This is a genomic window from Arthrobacter sp. B0490 (assembly GCF_002929355.1).
Lineage (GTDB): Bacteria > Actinomycetota > Actinomycetes > Actinomycetales > Micrococcaceae > Arthrobacter_D.
The window spans coordinates 232,171-248,234 of the sequence record NZ_PJIR01000004.1 but is presented as its reverse complement, the minus strand read 5'-3'; the positions used below and the strand labels follow the sequence as shown (position 1 = coordinate 248,234).

The window sequence follows — 16,064 nt, the reverse complement described above, 5'->3', positions numbered from 1 at the left end:
TGACCAGACTCATCCGGGCGCGTTTCCCAGAATTTACACAGGACATTTACCAATCCGGGGCCGGGTGATAATGGAACAATGCCCGCCGTCGTCCCCGCCCGCCTTGCCGAGGCCGAGTGGCGGTCCCGGGAGCGGCAGCACCAGGACCGTGTGGAGCGCTTCGCCGGGCCCTACCTGGAGCGGCGGTCCCGCGGGGCGAAGCACCCCGTGGAGGATTTCCTCTTCACCTACTACAACCAGAAGCCGGGGCAGCTCCTGCGCTGGCACCCCGGGGCGGGGACCGTCCTGACGGGGCCGGCGGCAGCGGAGCGCGCCGACTGGAAGTACTACACCGCCGACGGCGACGGCGTGCGCGTGGATGCCGGCAGGTTCACCGGGGAACGGCAGGACGCCATCGAATTCGCCCGGCTGATCCTCGGCCGCACCGCGGCACGACCGGCCCAGTTCGGCTGCTTCGGCCTCCACGAGTGGGCCATGGCCTACCGGTCGGCCGTCAACGGGGTACGGCACGAGTACCTCGAGCTGCGCCTGGGCGCCGACGGGACGGACGACGTCGTCGACTCCTCCCGCATCCGCTGCACGCACTTCGACGCCTTCCGCTTCTACACCCCCGAAGCCGTGCCCCTCAACGAGCACGTGCCCACCCGCGAGACCCAGCGCGACCTGGAGCAGCCGGGCTGCCTCCACGCGAACATGGACCTCTACAAGTGGGCGTACAAGCTCACCCCCCTGCTGCCGAGCGAGCTCGTCATGGACTGCTTCGAGCTGTCCTGGCGCATCCGCGTCATGGACATGCGGGCATCGCCCTACGACCTCGCCGCATGGGGCCATCCGCCGATCAGGATCGAGACGACCGAGGGCAAGGCGGAGTACGTGCGCCTGCAGCGCGGCTTCGCCGAGGAGTCGCAGGCGCTCCGGAGGACGCTCCTGCAGCAGCTCGACCGCTCCCTCGCCCCCGACTGACGACGCCGGCGGGACTCTCCGCCGTCGTCCTTCGTTGTGCTCTCACCAGCCGCTACGCTGGGAAGCCAGCCGAAGGGGACCCCGTGAAGACCACCGATACGACGTCGGGCCGATGCCGGGCCGACCGCGCCGTCGTGCGCCTCGCACTCCCCCTCGCAGTCCTATCCCTCGCCCTCTCGGCCTGCACCCAGGGTGGATCGACCGCCGAACCGACAGATCAGGAGACCGCCGTGCAGTCCTCCACGCCCCAGCCCTCGTCCACCGGCCCCTCCTCGGCCGACGGCGGCCCAGCACCCTCCGCGACGCCTCCGGCGACGCCCATCCCCACCGGCTCCCCGACCGGCTCGCCGAGTGCCGCCCCGGCGGACAACGCCCTGCTGACCATCTCCGTCCAGCAGGATGCCGGTGCGGAGCCCGTCCAGTACGTCCTCGAGTGCGTCGACGGCGCACCCGGCCCCGCCTCGACCCTTCCCGACCCCGACGCGGGCTGCGCGGCCCTCGCCCGGCTCGGCACCGCGTTCTTCACGGCGCGGCCGAACAAGGACATCATGTGCACGCAGCAGTACGGCGGGCCGCAGACCGCGAGCATCACCGGCGACTTCAACGGCACGTCGGTCCTGGCGTCCTTCGCCCTGACGGACGGGTGCGAGATCTCCCGCTGGGACAAGGCGCGGGACCTCCTCGGAACGGCCGGCGCGCAGTAGCGGTCCGTCCGCGCCCCGCCGCGGAACGGGGGTGCGGCGAAACCCCGGTAGACTTGGAGCGCAAGCTCGCGGAGCGCCAGTGTCAACCAGATACGGCGTGAGACGGCACTTCCGGGCCCCTGCCTCAACGCTGGAACCCCCAGCACTTGCCGCTCACGCACAGGAGTTGCCGGATGCCCCGGATTGTTGTTGACGTCATGCCCAAGCCCGAGATCCTCGACCCGCAGGGTAAGGCGATCGCAGGAGCGCTCCCCAGGATCGGCCTCACCGGTTTCGCCGGCGTCCGCCAGGGCAAGCGGTTCGAATTGACCGTGGACGGTGACGTCACCGACGAGGTCCTCGAACAGGCACGCCACGCCGCCGTCACGCTGCTCTCGAATCCCGTCATCGAGGATGTCACGCGCGTGGAGGTTCTCGAGGAGGACGCCCAGTGAGCGCCTCGAGCATCGAGACACCCCTCATCGGCGGGCCCCAGCCGCTCGCCTCGGGCAACGAGGACAGCTCCCTCAACGGGGTGAGGGTCGGCGTCGTCACGTTCCCGGGCACCCTCGACGACCGCGACGCAGCCCGCGCCGTACGGTTCGCCGGCGGCAGCGCCGTCCAGCTCTGGCACGGCGACCACGACCTGCAGGGCGTCGACGCCGTCATCATCCCCGGCGGGTTCTCCTACGGGGACTACCTCCGGGCCGGTGCCATCTCCCGCTTCGCCCCGCTGATGGAGCAGATCACCGCAGCCGCCTCGGGCGGGGCGGACGCGCTCCCGGTGCTCGGCATCTGCAACGGGTTCCAGGTCCTCACCGAGGCCCACCTCCTGCCGGGTTCCATGATCAAGAACGACTCCCTGCACTTCATCTGCCGCGACCAGCGCCTGCGCGTGGAGAACGCCGGGACCTTCTGGACCTCGGAGTACGCGCAGGGCGAGGAGCTCGTCATCCCCCTCAAGAACCAGGACGGGCAGTTCGTCGCCGACAACCGCACCCTCGACGAACTCGAGGGAGAGGGCCGCGTGGTCTTCCGGTACGTCGACGGCAACCCCAACGGTTCGCGCCGCGACATCGCCGGCATCTCCAACGCGGCGGGCAACGTCGTCGGGCTCATGCCGCACCCGGAGCACGCCGTCGAGGCCGGCTTCGGCCCCGACTCCTCGGCGCGCGGCGCCGTGGACGTGCGCGGCGGCACCGACGGACTCGGCATCTTCACCTCGGTACTCAAGAAACTGGTGGGCTAAGTGACTGCAGGGACGACGCGCAGGTTCAACATCGACACGGTCGCCATCGCGGAGACGACCCCCGGGCAGGCACTCCCCTGGGCCGAACTCGGCCTCAAGGAGAACGAGTACCGGCGCGTGGAGGAGATCCTCGGCCGCCGGCCCACGGGTGCCGAACTGGCCATGTACTCCGTGATGTGGAGCGAGCACTGCTCCTACAAGTCCTCCAAGGTGCACCTGCGCCAGTTCGGCGAGAAGGTCACCGACGCCATGAAGGAGCACCTGCTCGTCGGCATCGGCGAGAACGCAGGCGTCGTCGACATCGGGAACGGCTGGGCCGTGACGTTCAAGGTGGAGAGCCACAACCACCCGTCGTTCGTGGAGCCCTACCAGGGCGCGGCGACCGGCGTCGGCGGGATCGTCCGCGACATCATCTCGATGGGCGCCCGCCCCGTCGCCGTCATGGATCCACTGCGCTTCGGCGCGATCGACCACCCCGACACCGCGCGCCTCGTGCACGGCATCGTCGCGGGCATCGGCGGGTACGGCAACTCCCTCGGGCTGCCGAACATCGGCGGCGAGGTGGTCTTCGACTCCGTCTACCAGGGCAACCCGCTCGTCAACGCCCTCGCGGTCGGCGTGCTGCGGCACGAGGACATCCGCCTCGCGAACGCGTCCGGTGCCGGCAACAGGGTGGTCCTCTTCGGCGCCCGCACCGGCGGCGACGGCATCGGCGGCGCCTCGGTCCTCGCCTCGGAATCGTTCGACTCCTCGAAACCCTCCAAGCGCCCCGCCGTCCAGGTGGGCGACCCGTTCGCCGAGAAGGTGCTCATCGAGTGCTGCCTCGAGCTGTTCAAGGCCTCGGTGGTCGAGGGCATCCAGGACCTCGGCGCCGCCGGCATCTCCTGCGCGACGTCGGAACTGGCCTCCAACGGCGACGGCGGCATGCACGTGGAACTCACCAACGTGCTGCTGCGCGATCCGTCCCTCACCCCCGGTGAGATCCTCATGTCGGAGTCGCAGGAACGCATGATGGCCGTCGTGACGCCGGAGAACGTCGCGGCCTTCGAGGCGATCATGGACAAGTGGGCCGTGGAGTACTCGTGGCTCGGCGAGGTCACCGACACCGGGCGCCTCATCATCGAGTGGGACGGCGAGAAGATCGTCGACGTCGACCCCCGCACCGTCGCGCACGAGGGGCCCGTCTACGAGCGCCCCTACCATCGCCCCGAATGGCTCGACGGCGTCCAGGCCGACGCCTTCGCCGCCGAGCGGCCCGCCGATCTGCGCGAGGCCGTCCTCGAACTCATGGCGTCACCGAACATGTGCGCGAAGAACTGGGTGACCGACCAGTACGACCGCTACGTCCAGGGCAACACGGCGCTCGCCATGCCCGACGACGCCGGCGTGATCCGCGTCGACGAGGAGACGGGCCTCGGCGTGGCGATCTCCACGGACGCCAACGGCCGGTACTCGTACCTCAACCCGTACGAGGGCGCGCGCCTGGCCCTCGCCGAGGCCTACCGCAACGTGGCGACGTCGGGCGCGGTGCCCCTCGCCGTCACGGACTGCCTGAACTTCGGCTCCCCCGAGGACCCCGAGGTCATGTGGCAGTTCGCCGAGACCGTCCGCGGCCTCGCGGACGCCTGCCAGGAGCTCGGTGTGCCCGTGACCGGCGGCAACGTCTCCCTGTACAACCAGACGGGCGGCATCGCCATCCACCCCACCCCGGTGGTCGGCGTGCTCGGCGTGTTCGACGACGTCGCGCGGCGCACCCCGTCGGGCTGGCGGGAGGACGGCCAGGCCATCTACCTGCTGGGCACGACCGCTGACGAGCTCGACGGTTCCGAGTGGGCGAACCTGCGCGGCCACCTGGGCGGGCAACCCCCTGCGCTGGACCTCGCCGCCGAGCAGACACTCGCGGCGATCCTCGTCAACTGCTCGCGGGACGGCATGATCGACGCCGCCCACGACCTCTCCGAGGGCGGGCTCGCCGCCGGCCTCAGCGAGATGGCGCTGCGCTTCGGTGTCGGTGCACGCATCGGCATCGACGAGGTGTGCGAACGCGACGGCATCGACGCGTTCACGGCCCTGTTCAGCGAGAGCCAGGCGCGCGCCGTCGTCAGCGTCCCCCGCTCGGAGGAGGTGCGCTTCAACGACATGTGCACGGCGCGGAACTTCCCCACCAGCCGTATCGGCGTGGTCGACACGGAGAACCGCGCACTGGACGTGCAGGGCTACTTCAACCTCCCGCTGGACATGCTGCGCGCGGCACACGAGGAGACCCTGCCGAAGCACTTCGGCTGACGCTGCGGCGTCCCGGACAGGTGGGCCGCCGCGCCGGGTGCCCGGACCCGGTGCGGCGTTCCCCCGGGGATGCACCGCCGCACCGGCTCCGGCAACAGCGGCGTCCCGGGCATGCGGTCGCCGGTCGAGCGACGCCACGAGCAGGGAACTATGCCGGCCGACGGCGTCAGGCGGCCTTCGGCATCGCGGTGACGACCACGTTCTTGCCCCAGGGGTCCTCGGTGTAGCAGCTGATGAGGACCACGCGGTTCGGCACGATGTTCCAGATCTCGCTGTCCTTCAGCGTGTCCTTGTCGTGCGTGGTCACGGAGTCGACGACGTACGTGAGATTCCCGGTCTCGGTCGTGAGGGTGAACTCGCTTCCCAGGAGGGATTCGTCGCTCAGCCGGTTGAAGGGGGCGTCCTTGCCGTCCCAGCTGTGGCCGGCGATGTAGGTGGTGTTGTTCGAGCCCGCCCCGGGCACGCCGTACGACGTGAGCCAGTAGGCGTCGATCGTGAGCGGAGGCACCAGGGTCTGTGAGGCGAGGTCCGCGTCGCTGGGCGTCAGCGGCAGGACGGCCATGTCCATCCCGGCGGCGGGGAAGGAGAACCCGGTGGGCCGTGCGGCTGCCGGGCCGGGGTCCTTCGCGGGCGTCACCGGAGCGGCGGGCGTCGCCGGAGGAGTGGGCGACGGCGTCGCCACGGCAGGGATGGACGACGACGGCGCCGCGGAGGGCGCTCCGGCGGAGTCCGGCGGCAGCACCGAGACGGCGAGCGCGAGGCCCGCGGCGGCTACGAGCGGGAGCGCGAGCCAGCGCCTGCCGCCGCGCTTCCGACCCGCCTCGTGCGCGGGCGCAGGCTCCTGGGCGGAAGGGAGGTCCGGCATCCGGTGGTGTTCCATGCGTCGCGCCGTCCTGGGGTCGAGGAGAAGAGGGCTGCCCCGCTGCGGGGCTGCGATCCGTGGATCTCAGCCCCGCAGCGGAACGGCCGGCGTGCTAGCGCTGTACGCGCTCGAGGCGGCGCATGCGGGCTGCGGTCGCCACGGGAACCGCGACGCCGACGGCCAGCAGCGCGGCGAGGAGGGCGACGGCTGCGCTGTCGTCCTCGGTCACGACGGCGGTCTGCACGTTCAGGCCCTTGTTGGTGCCGGTCGGAGCAGCGGTGCCGGTCGGAGCAGTGACGCCGGTCGGGGCGGGGACGCCGGCGACCGGGGCGACGGGCGCCTGACCGACGGGCGTGACGGCGGCCGGGACCACGGGAACGACGGGGACGACCGGGTCGACGCCGATGGCGCTGGCGTCGCAGGCCGCGAGGAAGCCCTTGAACAGCTCGAGGAGTTCGGCCGCGAGGGCCTCGTTCCCGCTGAGCTGGGCGAGCAGGGCGTCGGCCTCCAGAGCGGCAGTCTCCAGGGCGGCGGTTGCCGCCTGGACGTCCGGCGTGGTGACGGCAGCGTCGTAGGCGGCCGCCGCGAGCTCCGCGTTGTTCAGTGCCGTCGCCTGACCGGCCAGTGCTACCGTCAGTTCCTCCTGTGCGGCGACGACGTCCGCATCGGCGATGTCTCCCCCGGCGGCGAGCAGAGCGGCGTCGTACTCGGTCTGCTCGGTACCGACCAGATCGAACGCGAGGTTGTAGTCCGTCTCGGCCTGTACCAACAGGACATCGGCGTCGATCGCGGCCTGCGAGGTCAGCGCGGCCTCCGTGGCCAGCTCGAGGTTCTGACCGGCGGCGACGACGGCCGCGGTCGCCAGCTCGAACTGGTTGACGAAGCTCACGTCGACGCCGGCAGCACCGAGCGCCGCGTTGAACTGTGTGGATGCCTGCAGGCAGGCGGCGTCGCCGGGTGCGGCGGAAGCCAGAGGAGCGCCGAGGAACAGTCCACCGGCGAGAAGGGTGGCCGTCGATCCGGCAGCAACCCATTTTTTGGCAACGATCATGATGCGCGTCTCCTGAAACACGTAGTATCCCCCGGGCCATCCCCGACGGCGCAGCTTGCGGCCCCACACGCAAGCGGCGTCCTCCAGAAGGAGGGCGCCGCGCACACTATCCATGATCCGCTGATCGCCTCATCCGCCGGGTCCCGATGATCCTGGGAACGGGCTGGGCGACCGCTGTACTTCTCAACCTAGGGTGATTACGTGACCTGGGCAACGAAAAGCCGTACTTCCGCCGTATAACGGTTTGGCATCGTGGCGCCCCCGCTGCAGGGGTCGCTACGCCCCGACCGCCAGCTCACGCGCGGCCTTCACATAGCGCGAGAGCACGTACCGCTGCGTCAGCCTCGTTACGGGTGAGGCGAGCCTGAAGAACGGCGTGGCCGGCACACTGTAGGCGGAGCAGACGAAGAAGAGGCGGTTGTCGGCGGTCAGCTCGGCGTAGAAGCCCTCCTCCCCTTTCACCGGGTGGCCGGGCAGCGTGCCGTACCCGAAGCCCCCGCGCTGGCCGGGAACGGCACGGCCGGCGCCGTCGAGCTGTGGCACCCGTGACCAGATCACCCGGCAGGGTGCCTTGATCCGGGCGGGCCCGATGCCGAAGCCCGACACGACGCGGACGCCGGGGTCGGCCCGCACGGCATCCGGCTCCATGGTGAGGCCCGCGCGCCGGTGCAGTCCCCAGGCCAGGATGCCCTCGGTCAGGGCGACGAACGCCGCGGAGGGGTCGTCGGCCGGAATCTCGTGCGACTCCACCATCACGGTGTAGCCAGAGGGCCAACCGCCGTCGAACGGCTCCGGGAACGGCCGGTCCGTGGCACCCCGCTCCTCGTAGGTGAACTGGTCCATGCGTGCCTCTTCCCCTGCGTGTACATCGACGGCGCACCGCCGCCGGGGTCTTTCGACCAACCTAGCCCGAAAACCGCGCGGACTCCGGCCCGCGGTGGCAGGATGGAGGTCCGGACCGGCGAGGAAGGCGGACCACGATGGCATCAGGCATGGCGTCGAACAAGCAGAACAAGGGGAACAAGCACGACAGGACGAACGGCGGCCCCAGGGATGTGGGCGAGAAGGCGACGGACGCCGCCGAGGACGCCGTGAACTCGAAGGGCTTCGAGCTCGCTGCCCGCGCCGGCTACGTGGCCGCCGGAATCCTGCACTTCATGATCGGGCTCATCGCGCTCGGGCTCGCGCGCGGCGGTTCCGGGAGCGCCGACCAGAGCGGCGCCATCGGGCAGCTCGCGGGAAGCCCGGGCGGGACGGCGCTCCTGTGGTTCTGCTTCATCGGTTGCGTGGCGCTCGCCCTCTTCCAGCTCAGCGAGGTCTTCTTCGGCGCGAAGGGGCGGAACGACAAGGACCGGCTGAAGGCGCGCCTGAAGAGCGGCGGCCAGGCAGCGGCGTACGGAGTGATCGGCGCTGCGTTCGGTCAGTACGCGCTGGGCGGCTCGAGCAACAGCAGCAGCAGCTCGCGGTCGCTGAGTGCAACCCTGATGTCCAACCCGGCCGGAGCGGCACTCCTCCTCGCGATCGGCGTGGGCATCCTCGTGGTCGGCGGCTACTTCGTCTACAGCGGCGCCACGCGCCGCTTCCGCCGGGAGCTCTCGGGGCTGCCCGCCGGCAGGGCGGGCACCGCCGTCCTGGCCCTCGGGACGGTGGGCTACATCGCCAAGGGCTTCGCGCTCGGCATCCTCGGGGTCCTCGTCGTCGTCGCCACCGCGACGAACAACCCCGAGCAGTCCGCGGGGCTCGACGGCGCCCTGAAGACGCTGCGGGACCAGCCCTTCGGTGTCTGGCTCCTCGGCGCCGTGGCGCTAGGGCTGATGGCCTACGGAGTCTTTCTGGCCGTCCGGTCGAAGTACCAGCGCCTGTAGGCGCCCGCAGAAGGAACTAGAGACCGAGGGCGGGCGCCTCCATGACCGGGCACGTGTCCATGACGACGTCGAGCCCGGCCTCCGCGGCGCGACGTGCGGCGTCCTCGTCGATGACGCCCAGCTGCAGCCAGACGGCGCGCGCACCGACCGCGATGGCCTGATCCACCACGGCACCCACGCGGGACGAGTTCACGAAGCAGTCGACGACGTCGATGGTCCCGGGGACGTCCGCGAGGCAGGTGTAGCCCTTCTGCCCGTGGACGTCGTCGCCCTTGAGGCTCACCGGGACCACCTGCATGCCGAGGCGGTCCAGCAGGAAACGCGAGACGCCGACGGCGGCCCGGCGCGGATTGTTCGACAGCCCCACCACCGCCCACCGCCCGGGCTCGGTGAGGAGCCTCTTGATCACCTGCGGATCGTTCGTGTGCGCCACAGCGCCTCCTGCTCCTCGTACGGGTCGGTCGCGGCGTCGGCCGCCGCGTTTTGTTACAGCCTTTGTTACACGCCCTATTTTGCTCCCGATATGCCGCGGGCGTTTCATGGGAGTGACCATCCCGAGCGGCCGAGAGACCTGGATCAGTGAAGCCGCAGCAACCCTGGTCGTCCGACATCCCCTGACGTCGGACGATAACGAGGTCCGAGCCACGGGAGCCACAGCACGACGGTGGCGAAGGCTCGGTCCGTAGGGTGCTACCGCCAGGACCGATGGAGACACCATGACCGCAGTTCTGGCACCCGGCAGCACCCGTACCCTCACCGAGCAGGCCCTCGGCGTGCGCTTCGCCGGCCTCGGCCGCAGCTTCGGCTCGCCCGCGGACCGGCGTACGGTGCTGCGGGACGTGACCGTGGAGGTGAAGCCCGGCGAGATCCTCGCCATCCTCGGGACGAGCGGATGCGGGAAGTCCACGCTCCTGCGCGCGGCGGCCGGGCTCGACATCCCCGACAGCGGCGAGGTCCTGATCGACGGGACCCCCGTGTCGGGCATCGACGAGCGCTGCGCCGTGGCCTTCCAGGAACCCCGGCTGCTCCCCTGGCACACCCTGCAGGCCAACGTCGCGATCGGACTGCCGAAATCTTCGAGTGCCAGCGCCGGCAAGGCGAAGGTCCTCGAACTGCTGAAGCTCGTGGGCCTCGACACCTTCGCCAAGCACCGGCCGCGCGAGGTCTCCGGGGGCATGGCCCAGCGCACCTCGCTGGCGCGCGCGCTGGCACGCAACCCCGGAGTGCTCCTGCTCGATGAACCTTTCGGCGCCCTCGACGCCCTCACGCGCATCAAGATGCAGGACCTCCTCCTCGACATCCATCGCGCACAGCCCACCACGGTGCTGCTCGTCACGCACGACGTCGACGAGGCCCTCCAGCTCGCCGACCGCATCCTCGTTCTCGGACGCAGCGACGGTGACGCGGCAGGCTCCACCGTCGCCGAACTCGTGCCCGTGCCCGGAGCCCGTCCGCGGGACCGCAACTCCGCGGACCTCGGGGCGCTCCGGAGCTCGCTGCTCTCGATGCTGGGCGTCACCGGACACTAGTCCCGGGCCGCTCCCCGCTTCCCCACCCGGATCCCCGTCGCCGTGCGACCGGCTCCTGCCTCACCCTCCCCCGCTCCATCCGCTCGATCGAAGGACCACCATGAACCGCCGCGCCCTCCTGCCGACCCTCGCCCTCGCAACCGCCGTCTCCGTCAGCCTGACCGGTTGCCTGGCCGGCGAGAACGCCGCCGACACACAGGCCGCGGCCGACGGCGCTGCCACCGAGGGCGGCGCCCTTAACATCGATTTCGCCACCTACAACCCGCTGAGCCTCGTCATCAAGGACCAGGGCTGGCTCGAGGACGAACTCGCAGACCAGGACATCACCGTCAACTGGGTGCAGTCCGCCGGGTCGAACAAGGCCAACGAGGCCCTGCGCGCCGGGGCGATCGACGTCGGGTCGACAGCGGGCTCCGCCGCGCTGCTCGCCCGCTCGAACGGCTCCCCCATCAAGGCCATCGACATCTACTCCCAGCCGGAATGGGCCGCCCTGGTGACCCTCCCCGACTCCGGCATCACGAGCGTCGAGGACCTGCGCGGCAAGTCCGTCGCGGCGACGCGTGGCACCGACCCCTACTTCTTCCTGCTGCAGGCCCTCGAGGCCGCGGGCGTGGACCAGTCCGAGGTCACCATCGAGAACCTGCAGCACGCCGACGGTCGGGCGGCGCTCGCCAGCGGCGCCGTCGACGCGTGGTCCGGCCTCGATCCGATCATGGCCGCCGCGGAACAGGACGGCGCACAGCTGTTCTTCCGGGACATCGACTTCAACACCTACGGCTTCCTCAACGCCACGGAGGACTTCCTCGCGGAGAAGCCCGATGTCGCGCAGACAGTCGTCGACACCTACGAGAAAGCCCGCGCCTGGGCCAGGGAGAACCCCGAGGAGACCGCGGCCATCCTCGCGGAGGTCGCTTCGATCGATCCGGCCGTCGCCACCTCGGTCATCATCGACCGCACCAACCTCGACGTCGACCCCGCGCCGGGCGACGCGCAGCGCAGCGTCCTCGAGAAGATCGGTCCCGTGTTCGTGGAGACCGGCGACGTGCAGAGCCAGCAGCAGATCGACGACGCCCTCGGGTCCCTGTTCGACGCCTCCCTCGTCGAGAACGCCGACCCGGACTCCATCGGATCCGACTCATGAGTGATGAACGGGCCACGCCCGTCAGTCTGAAGGGCATGGAGGCCGGGGGTCCGCCCGTGCCCGGGACGGGAGCAATCCGCACCGGGCAGCGGCGGCCTGTCGGCCGCCGGGCCGGCGTCCTCCTGCTCGGGCTCATCGTGCCAGCGCTCATCCTGCTCGCCTGGCACCTGAGCACGGTGTCGGGATTCTTCCGTCCGTCGCAGCTCCCGTCGCCGGCGTCGGTCCTCGCGGCCGCCGTCGACCTCATCGAGCGCGGGCAACTGGCCAACCACATCCTGATCTCCACGCAGCGCGTGGTCCTCGGTTTCCTCATCGGGTCCGTGCTCGGCGTGCTGGCCGGGGCCCTGCTGGGCCTGTCCCGCATCGCGGACGTCCTGCTCACCCCGACCGTCGGGGCGCTCCGGGCCGTCCCGTCCCTGGCGTGGGTCCCCCTGCTGGTCCTGTGGATCGGCATCAACGAGGACTCCAAGGTCACGCTCATCAGCATCGGCGCGTTCTTCCCCGTGTTCACCACGCTCTACCTGGGGCTGCGGCACGTCGACCGCAACCTCGTGGAGGCGGCGCGGGCCTTCGGCCTGAACGGCGTCCGCCTGCTGACCACCGTGCAGCTCCCCGCCGTCGTCCCCGCCCTGTTCTCCGGACTCCGGCTGGCCCTCGCGCAGTCCTGGCTGTTCCTCGTCGCCGCCGAGCTCATCGCGTCGTCGATGGGGCTCGGCTTCCTGCTGACGGACTCCCAGCAGACGGGCCGCGTGGACCGCATCATCCTCGCGATCATCCTGCTCGCGGTCATCGGCAAGACCACGGACGCGCTCCTGGGCATCGCCGAGCGCTGGGCGGTGCGCCGGTGGGCGTAGTCACTGCGATACCGGGCACGACCGCGGCCGACGGTCCCGCCGAACGCCAGGACGAGGCCGACCGGCTCGCGTTCTGGGCGGAGCAGGCCCTCCGGCTCGACTGGGACACCCCGTGGGACACCCTGCACACGTTCCGGAAGGCGACCCCGCAGGAGGACGGGACGCTCAGCGTGCCCGTCATCGAGTGGTTCGCCGGCGGGACACTGAACGTCGCCGCGAACTGCGTGGACCGGCACGTGCGCGCCGGGAACGGCGGACGGGTGGCCCTGCACTTCGAGGGCGAGCCGGGGGACCGGCGCACCGTGACCTACGCCCAGCTGCAGGACGAGGTGTCCCGGGCCGCGAATGCGCTCCTCGCCCTCGGCATCGGGGCAGGCGACCGCGTGGTCGTGTACCTGCCGGTCCTCGTCGAGACGGTCGTCATCACCCTCGCGTGCGCCCGGGTCGGCGCCGTGCACTCCCTGGTGTTCGGGGGGTTCTCGGCGGAGGCGCTCCGCTTCCGGGTCGAGGACACCGGGGCCAAGCTGCTCGTCACCACCGACGGCCAGTACCGGCGGGGCACGGCCGTCCCCGTCAAGGACAACGCCGACGCCGCGGTCGCGGGGCCCAACAGCATCGAGCACGTCCTCGTGGTCCGCAGGACGGGATCCGACGTCGCCTGGACGGAGGGCCGTGACATCTGGTGGCACGACGTCGTCGACACGGCCTCGCCGCACCACGAGCCTGAGCCGTTCGACGCCGAGACGCCGCTGTTCATCATGTACACCTCGGGGACGACCGGGAAGCCCAAGGGCCTCGTCCACACCTCGGGTGGCTACCTGACGCAGGCGTCGTGGAGCTTCGAGCATCTCTTCAGCCACCCCGACCCGCTGCAGCGCGGGCAGGACGTGCACTGGTGCACGGCGGACCTCGCCTGGGTCACCGCGCACACGTACGAGCTGTACGGGCCGCTGTCCAACGGCGCCACCCAGGTCCTCTTCGAGGGCACCCCGAACACGCCGCATCCCGGCCGCCACTTCGAGATCATCGAGCGCTACGGCGTCACCAGCTACTACACGGCCCCCACACTGGTCCGCTCGCTCATGGGCTGGTTCCCCGACGGCGTCCCGCCGGGCTACGACCTCTCGACCATCCGCGTGCTCGGCACCGTGGGCGAGGCCGTGAACCCCGAGGCGTGGCGCTGGTTCCGCAGGAACCTCGGGCGGGACGAGGTGCCCGTCGTCGACACGTGGTGGCAGTCTGAAACCGGCGCCACGGTGCTCTCACCCGACCCCACCGACACCGACTTCAAGCCCGGCTGCGCGGCACGCGCCCTGCCCGGGGTCAGCACGCGCATCGTGGACGAGGACGGCCGAACCGTCCCACCCGGCGAGCAGGGGCTCATCGTCGTCGACCGCCACGGACCCGCCATGGCGAGGACGGTGTGGGGCGACCCGCAGCGCTACCTCGACGCCTACTGGCGGAAGTTCGCGAGCCGGGGCTGGTTCCTCGCGGGCGACGGCGCGCGGTACGACGACGACGGCGACACCTGGATCCTGGGGCGTGTCGACGACGTCATCAACGTCTCGGGGCACCGCCTGTCCACCATCGAGATCGAGTCGGCGCTCGTGGCCCACCCGCTCGTCACGGAGGCGGGCGCCTGCCCGATCCCGGATCCCCTGACGGGCCATGCCATCGCGGCCTTCGTGGTGCTCGCCGCCGGCGCGGACCAGGGGGCCGACGTCGCTGCGACGCTACGCGCCCATGTGGCGGAGGCGATCGGGCCGATCGCTCGGCCCTCGGCCGTCGTCGTCGTGCCCGACGTCCCGAAGACGCGGTCCGGCAAGATCATGCGGCGCCTGCTGACGCAGCTCTACGAGGGCAGCCCCCTCGGGGACACCACCTCGCTCCAGAACGAGGGGTGCATCCCCGGCATCCAGGACGTCCTGGCGGCGCGGGACCGGATCCCGCCCGCCGTGCACCCGCCCGGACGGGTTCCGCTTAAATAAGGAAGCGGCAGGCGCCCCGTCCAAGCACCTGCCGCTTCCCGCGTGTGGTTCGTTCAGGAATCAGACCCGGACGAAGGATGCTCCCGGAAGGTCCGAGAGAGGGTGCTGCATGGTGAGGTTCGACCCGTTCATGCCGCTGCTGATGACCTGGCCGCCACCCGCGTAGATGGCCACGTGGCCACCGGTGATGACGATGTCGCCGGGGGCGGGGGTCGCCACCGTCGCGCCGTACTGGAAGAACTGCGACGGGCCGAGGTCGCCCGCGGCGATACCGGCTGCGTGCAGCGCGTTCTCGACGAGGACGGTGCAGTCCTGGACCGCTCCGGCCGCGAGCTGCCCCTGGGCCGACGCGAGGAGGGTTGCACCACCACCGCTGGCTGCCGCCGGGGTGACCTCGGCCGAGGCCAGGTAGACACCCGAGCCGGGAGCTTCCGACACGGCCGGAGCCGGGGCCGGGGCGACGACCGGCGCCTGCTGGACGACCGGCGCCGGAGCGACGGCCGCGGCCTGCTGGACGACCGGCGCCGGGGCGACGACCGCAGCCTGCTGCATGGGAGCCGCGGGAGCGACGGCGACAGGAACGGAGACAGTCTGCGCCGTGACCGCTCCACCCGTGGGAATCACGATGGAGTCACCCGGGAAGATGATCGAGGCGAGGGAGAGCCCGTTGGCCGCGAGGACCGCGGTCAGGTCCGCACCGTAGCCGGCCGAGATGCCGCCGAGGGTGTCGCCGGCGACGACGGTGTGGGTGGCATCGGCCGCTGCGGCCGGGGCCGCGGGAGCTGCCTGGACAGCGGGAGCGGCCGGGGCTGCTACTGCTGCCGGTGCCGGCGTGGTGCCCTGCTCCGTGGAGGTGCCGGCGTGGGCGGTGCCGACGACGCTGAGCGCGAGGCCCGACGTGACGGCGACGACGGCAACGGGACGCCCCACCATGGTGGCGTGGGCCTTCGCGGCGCGGGACAGGCCCTGCAGTGCGAGATTGCCGTCGATTGCGGCGCGGTGGCGCGCCGAAGAGATCTTTCGTGACATGGATGTATACCTCTCCCATGCCTGCGGGGTGAGCTGTCGGGTTCGGATGGGAGTCACCCGGGCGCGTGCATCAGCTGATCGGCTTGTGCGGTGCGACTTAACCCCAAGGACGCCGGCAGGTGTTACTGCGCGTCCACTGGAACTGTGGTTCCCCCGTCCCCGCCGTGATGTGTGCGAACGTATCCCGGACGACGGCGGGGCTCGGCATTTCGTCCAGGAGCGCCTCACATAGGCGGAGGCACCCGACGAACATAGCCACTGCTCGGACGTTTTGTCACATTCACATAACGGCGCGTACCCTACCCCCGGCACGGGCCGATCGCCAGCGACGCAACGCGAGCGCCGTGCCTCCGGCACTGAGGAGGAGGAGCACCGACTGCTGCAGGTAGAACCAGGCGCTCGCCGTCGGATCCGCGCCGATCGCCGCCGCCACGAGGCTGCTGGACAGCGCAGCCATCAGCGCCACCCCGACGCAGAGGAGCGTGCTCCAGAGTCTTCGCTCGTGAGCACGCTCCGCGGACCTCCAGCTCTCCATCCACCCACCCTATGCGGGACGGAGGTGCG

16 protein-coding genes and 1 riboswitch are annotated in these 16,064 nt (G+C 70.9%); of the genes, 10 read left to right on the top strand and 6 right to left on the bottom strand.

Annotated elements, in window-relative coordinates:
- Nucleotides 1–78: 78 nt before the first annotated feature.
- The 5 genes from CXQ97_RS09185 (at nucleotide 79) to purL (ending at nucleotide 5,181) form a co-directional block, all read left to right on the top strand.
- The gene (locus CXQ97_RS09185; protein WP_104180558.1) at nucleotides 79–963 is read left to right on the top strand and encodes a 3-methyladenine DNA glycosylase; all 885 of its coding nucleotides are present in this window, start codon (nucleotides 79–81) and stop codon (nucleotides 961–963) included.
- Nucleotides 964–1,046: 83 nt separating this feature from the next.
- On the top strand, nucleotides 1,047–1,667 hold the full coding sequence (locus tag CXQ97_RS09180; protein WP_104180557.1) for an SSI family serine proteinase inhibitor: 621 nt from the start codon (nucleotides 1,047–1,049) through the stop codon (nucleotides 1,665–1,667).
- A gap of 173 nt (nucleotides 1,668–1,840) precedes the next feature.
- Nucleotides 1,841–2,101 carry a phosphoribosylformylglycinamidine synthase subunit PurS gene (gene purS, locus CXQ97_RS09175; RefSeq protein WP_104180556.1) on the top strand — a complete coding sequence of 87 codons (261 nt, stop codon included), beginning with the start codon at nucleotides 1,841–1,843 and terminating at the stop codon, nucleotides 2,099–2,101.
- A 26-nt stretch (nucleotides 2,102–2,127) separates the two neighbouring features.
- Nucleotides 2,128–2,895, top strand: a complete 768-nt coding sequence (gene purQ, locus CXQ97_RS09170; RefSeq protein ID WP_104180624.1) for a phosphoribosylformylglycinamidine synthase subunit PurQ — start codon at nucleotides 2,128–2,130, stop codon at nucleotides 2,893–2,895.
- Entirely contained in the window at nucleotides 2,896–5,181 is a 2,286-nt protein-coding gene (purL, locus tag CXQ97_RS09165; protein WP_104180555.1) for a phosphoribosylformylglycinamidine synthase subunit PurL, read from the top strand. It begins immediately after the preceding gene.
- Between the two features lie 166 nt (nucleotides 5,182–5,347).
- Here purL and CXQ97_RS09160 read toward each other — a convergent pair whose 3' ends face one another.
- The 3 genes from CXQ97_RS09160 to CXQ97_RS09150 all read right to left on the bottom strand — a co-directional run bounded on the left by CXQ97_RS09160 (nucleotide 5,348) and on the right by CXQ97_RS09150 (nucleotide 7,937).
- Nucleotides 5,348–6,046 carry a class F sortase gene (locus CXQ97_RS09160; protein WP_104180623.1) on the bottom strand — a complete coding sequence of 233 codons (699 nt, stop codon included), beginning with the start codon at nucleotides 6,044–6,046 and terminating at the stop codon, nucleotides 5,348–5,350.
- 109 nt (nucleotides 6,047–6,155) lie between these two features.
- Entirely contained in the window at nucleotides 6,156–7,094 is a 939-nt protein-coding gene (locus tag CXQ97_RS19815) for a hypothetical protein (protein ID WP_104180554.1), read from the bottom strand.
- Between the two features lie 276 nt (nucleotides 7,095–7,370).
- A complete protein-coding gene (locus CXQ97_RS09150) occupies nucleotides 7,371–7,937 on the bottom strand; it encodes a DUF1990 family protein (RefSeq protein ID WP_181035027.1) in 567 nt (188 codons plus the stop codon).
- Between the two features lie 137 nt (nucleotides 7,938–8,074).
- Here CXQ97_RS09150 and CXQ97_RS09145 point away from each other — a divergent pair, with 137 nt between their 5' ends.
- Entirely contained in the window at nucleotides 8,075–8,959 is an 885-nt protein-coding gene (locus CXQ97_RS09145; protein ID WP_258062444.1) for a DUF1206 domain-containing protein, read from the top strand.
- A 16-nt stretch (nucleotides 8,960–8,975) separates the two neighbouring features.
- Here CXQ97_RS09145 and CXQ97_RS09140 read toward each other — a convergent pair whose 3' ends face one another.
- Nucleotides 8,976–9,392, bottom strand: coding sequence for a CoA-binding protein (locus CXQ97_RS09140; RefSeq protein WP_104180551.1), 417 nt, complete (start codon nucleotides 9,390–9,392; stop codon nucleotides 8,976–8,978).
- Between the two features lie 283 nt (nucleotides 9,393–9,675).
- Between CXQ97_RS09140 and CXQ97_RS09135 the strand changes: the two genes are divergently transcribed.
- The 4 genes from CXQ97_RS09135 (at nucleotide 9,676) to acs (ending at nucleotide 14,471) form a co-directional block, all read left to right on the top strand.
- Nucleotides 9,676–10,488: an ABC transporter ATP-binding protein gene (locus tag CXQ97_RS09135; RefSeq protein ID WP_104180550.1), complete on the top strand. Its 813-nt coding sequence runs from the start codon at nucleotides 9,676–9,678 to the stop codon at nucleotides 10,486–10,488.
- Between the two features lie 100 nt (nucleotides 10,489–10,588).
- The gene (locus CXQ97_RS09130; protein ID WP_104180549.1) at nucleotides 10,589–11,629 is read left to right on the top strand and encodes an aliphatic sulfonate ABC transporter substrate-binding protein; all 1,041 of its coding nucleotides are present in this window, start codon (nucleotides 10,589–10,591) and stop codon (nucleotides 11,627–11,629) included.
- Nucleotides 11,626–12,483: an ABC transporter permease gene (locus CXQ97_RS09125; RefSeq protein WP_104180548.1), complete on the top strand. Its 858-nt coding sequence runs from the start codon at nucleotides 11,626–11,628 to the stop codon at nucleotides 12,481–12,483. Before CXQ97_RS09130 ends, CXQ97_RS09125 begins: the two co-directional genes overlap by 4 nt.
- 8 nt (nucleotides 12,484–12,491) lie before the next feature.
- Nucleotides 12,492–14,471: an acetate--CoA ligase gene (gene acs, locus CXQ97_RS09120; protein ID WP_104180622.1), complete on the top strand. Its 1,980-nt coding sequence runs from the start codon at nucleotides 12,492–12,494 to the stop codon at nucleotides 14,469–14,471.
- Between the two features lie 60 nt (nucleotides 14,472–14,531).
- Here acs and CXQ97_RS09115 read toward each other — a convergent pair whose 3' ends face one another.
- Both CXQ97_RS09115 and CXQ97_RS09110 read right to left on the bottom strand, forming a co-directional pair.
- Nucleotides 14,532–15,500, bottom strand: coding sequence for a LysM domain-containing protein (locus CXQ97_RS09115; protein ID WP_104180547.1), 969 nt, complete (start codon nucleotides 15,498–15,500; stop codon nucleotides 14,532–14,534).
- A 5-nt stretch (nucleotides 15,501–15,505) separates the two neighbouring features.
- Nucleotides 15,506–15,717: riboswitch (cyclic di-AMP (ydaO/yuaA leader) on the bottom strand.
- Between the two features lie 63 nt (nucleotides 15,718–15,780).
- On the bottom strand, nucleotides 15,781–16,035 hold the full coding sequence (locus CXQ97_RS09110; RefSeq protein ID WP_104180546.1) for a hypothetical protein: 255 nt from the start codon (nucleotides 16,033–16,035) through the stop codon (nucleotides 15,781–15,783).
- Between the last annotated feature and the right edge of the window lie 29 nt (nucleotides 16,036–16,064).

Coding starts and splice junctions, on each gene's coding strand:
- CXQ97_RS09185 (WP_104180558.1), top strand. CDS start 79: ATGCCCGCCGTCGTCCCCGCCCGCCTTGCCGAGGCCGAGTGGCGGTCC.
- purS (WP_104180556.1), top strand. CDS start 1,841: ATGCCCCGGATTGTTGTTGACGTCATGCCCAAGCCCGAGATCCTCGAC.
- CXQ97_RS09160 (WP_104180623.1), bottom strand. CDS start 6,046: ATGCCGGACCTCCCTTCCGCCCAGGAGCCTGCGCCCGCGCACGAGGCG.
- CXQ97_RS19815 (WP_104180554.1), bottom strand. CDS start 7,094: ATGATCGTTGCCAAAAAATGGGTTGCTGCCGGATCGACGGCCACCCTT.
- CXQ97_RS09150 (WP_181035027.1), bottom strand. CDS start 7,937: ATGGACCAGTTCACCTACGAGGAGCGGGGTGCCACGGACCGGCCGTTC.
- CXQ97_RS09145 (WP_258062444.1), top strand. CDS start 8,075: ATGGCATCAGGCATGGCGTCGAACAAGCAGAACAAGGGGAACAAGCAC.
- CXQ97_RS09135 (WP_104180550.1), top strand. CDS start 9,676: ATGACCGCAGTTCTGGCACCCGGCAGCACCCGTACCCTCACCGAGCAG.
- CXQ97_RS09130 (WP_104180549.1), top strand. CDS start 10,589: ATGAACCGCCGCGCCCTCCTGCCGACCCTCGCCCTCGCAACCGCCGTC.
- CXQ97_RS09125 (WP_104180548.1), top strand. CDS start 11,626: ATGAGTGATGAACGGGCCACGCCCGTCAGTCTGAAGGGCATGGAGGCC.
- CXQ97_RS09115 (WP_104180547.1), bottom strand. CDS start 15,500: ATGTCACGAAAGATCTCTTCGGCGCGCCACCGCGCCGCAATCGACGGC.
- CXQ97_RS09110 (WP_104180546.1), bottom strand. CDS start 16,035: ATGGAGAGCTGGAGGTCCGCGGAGCGTGCTCACGAGCGAAGACTCTGG.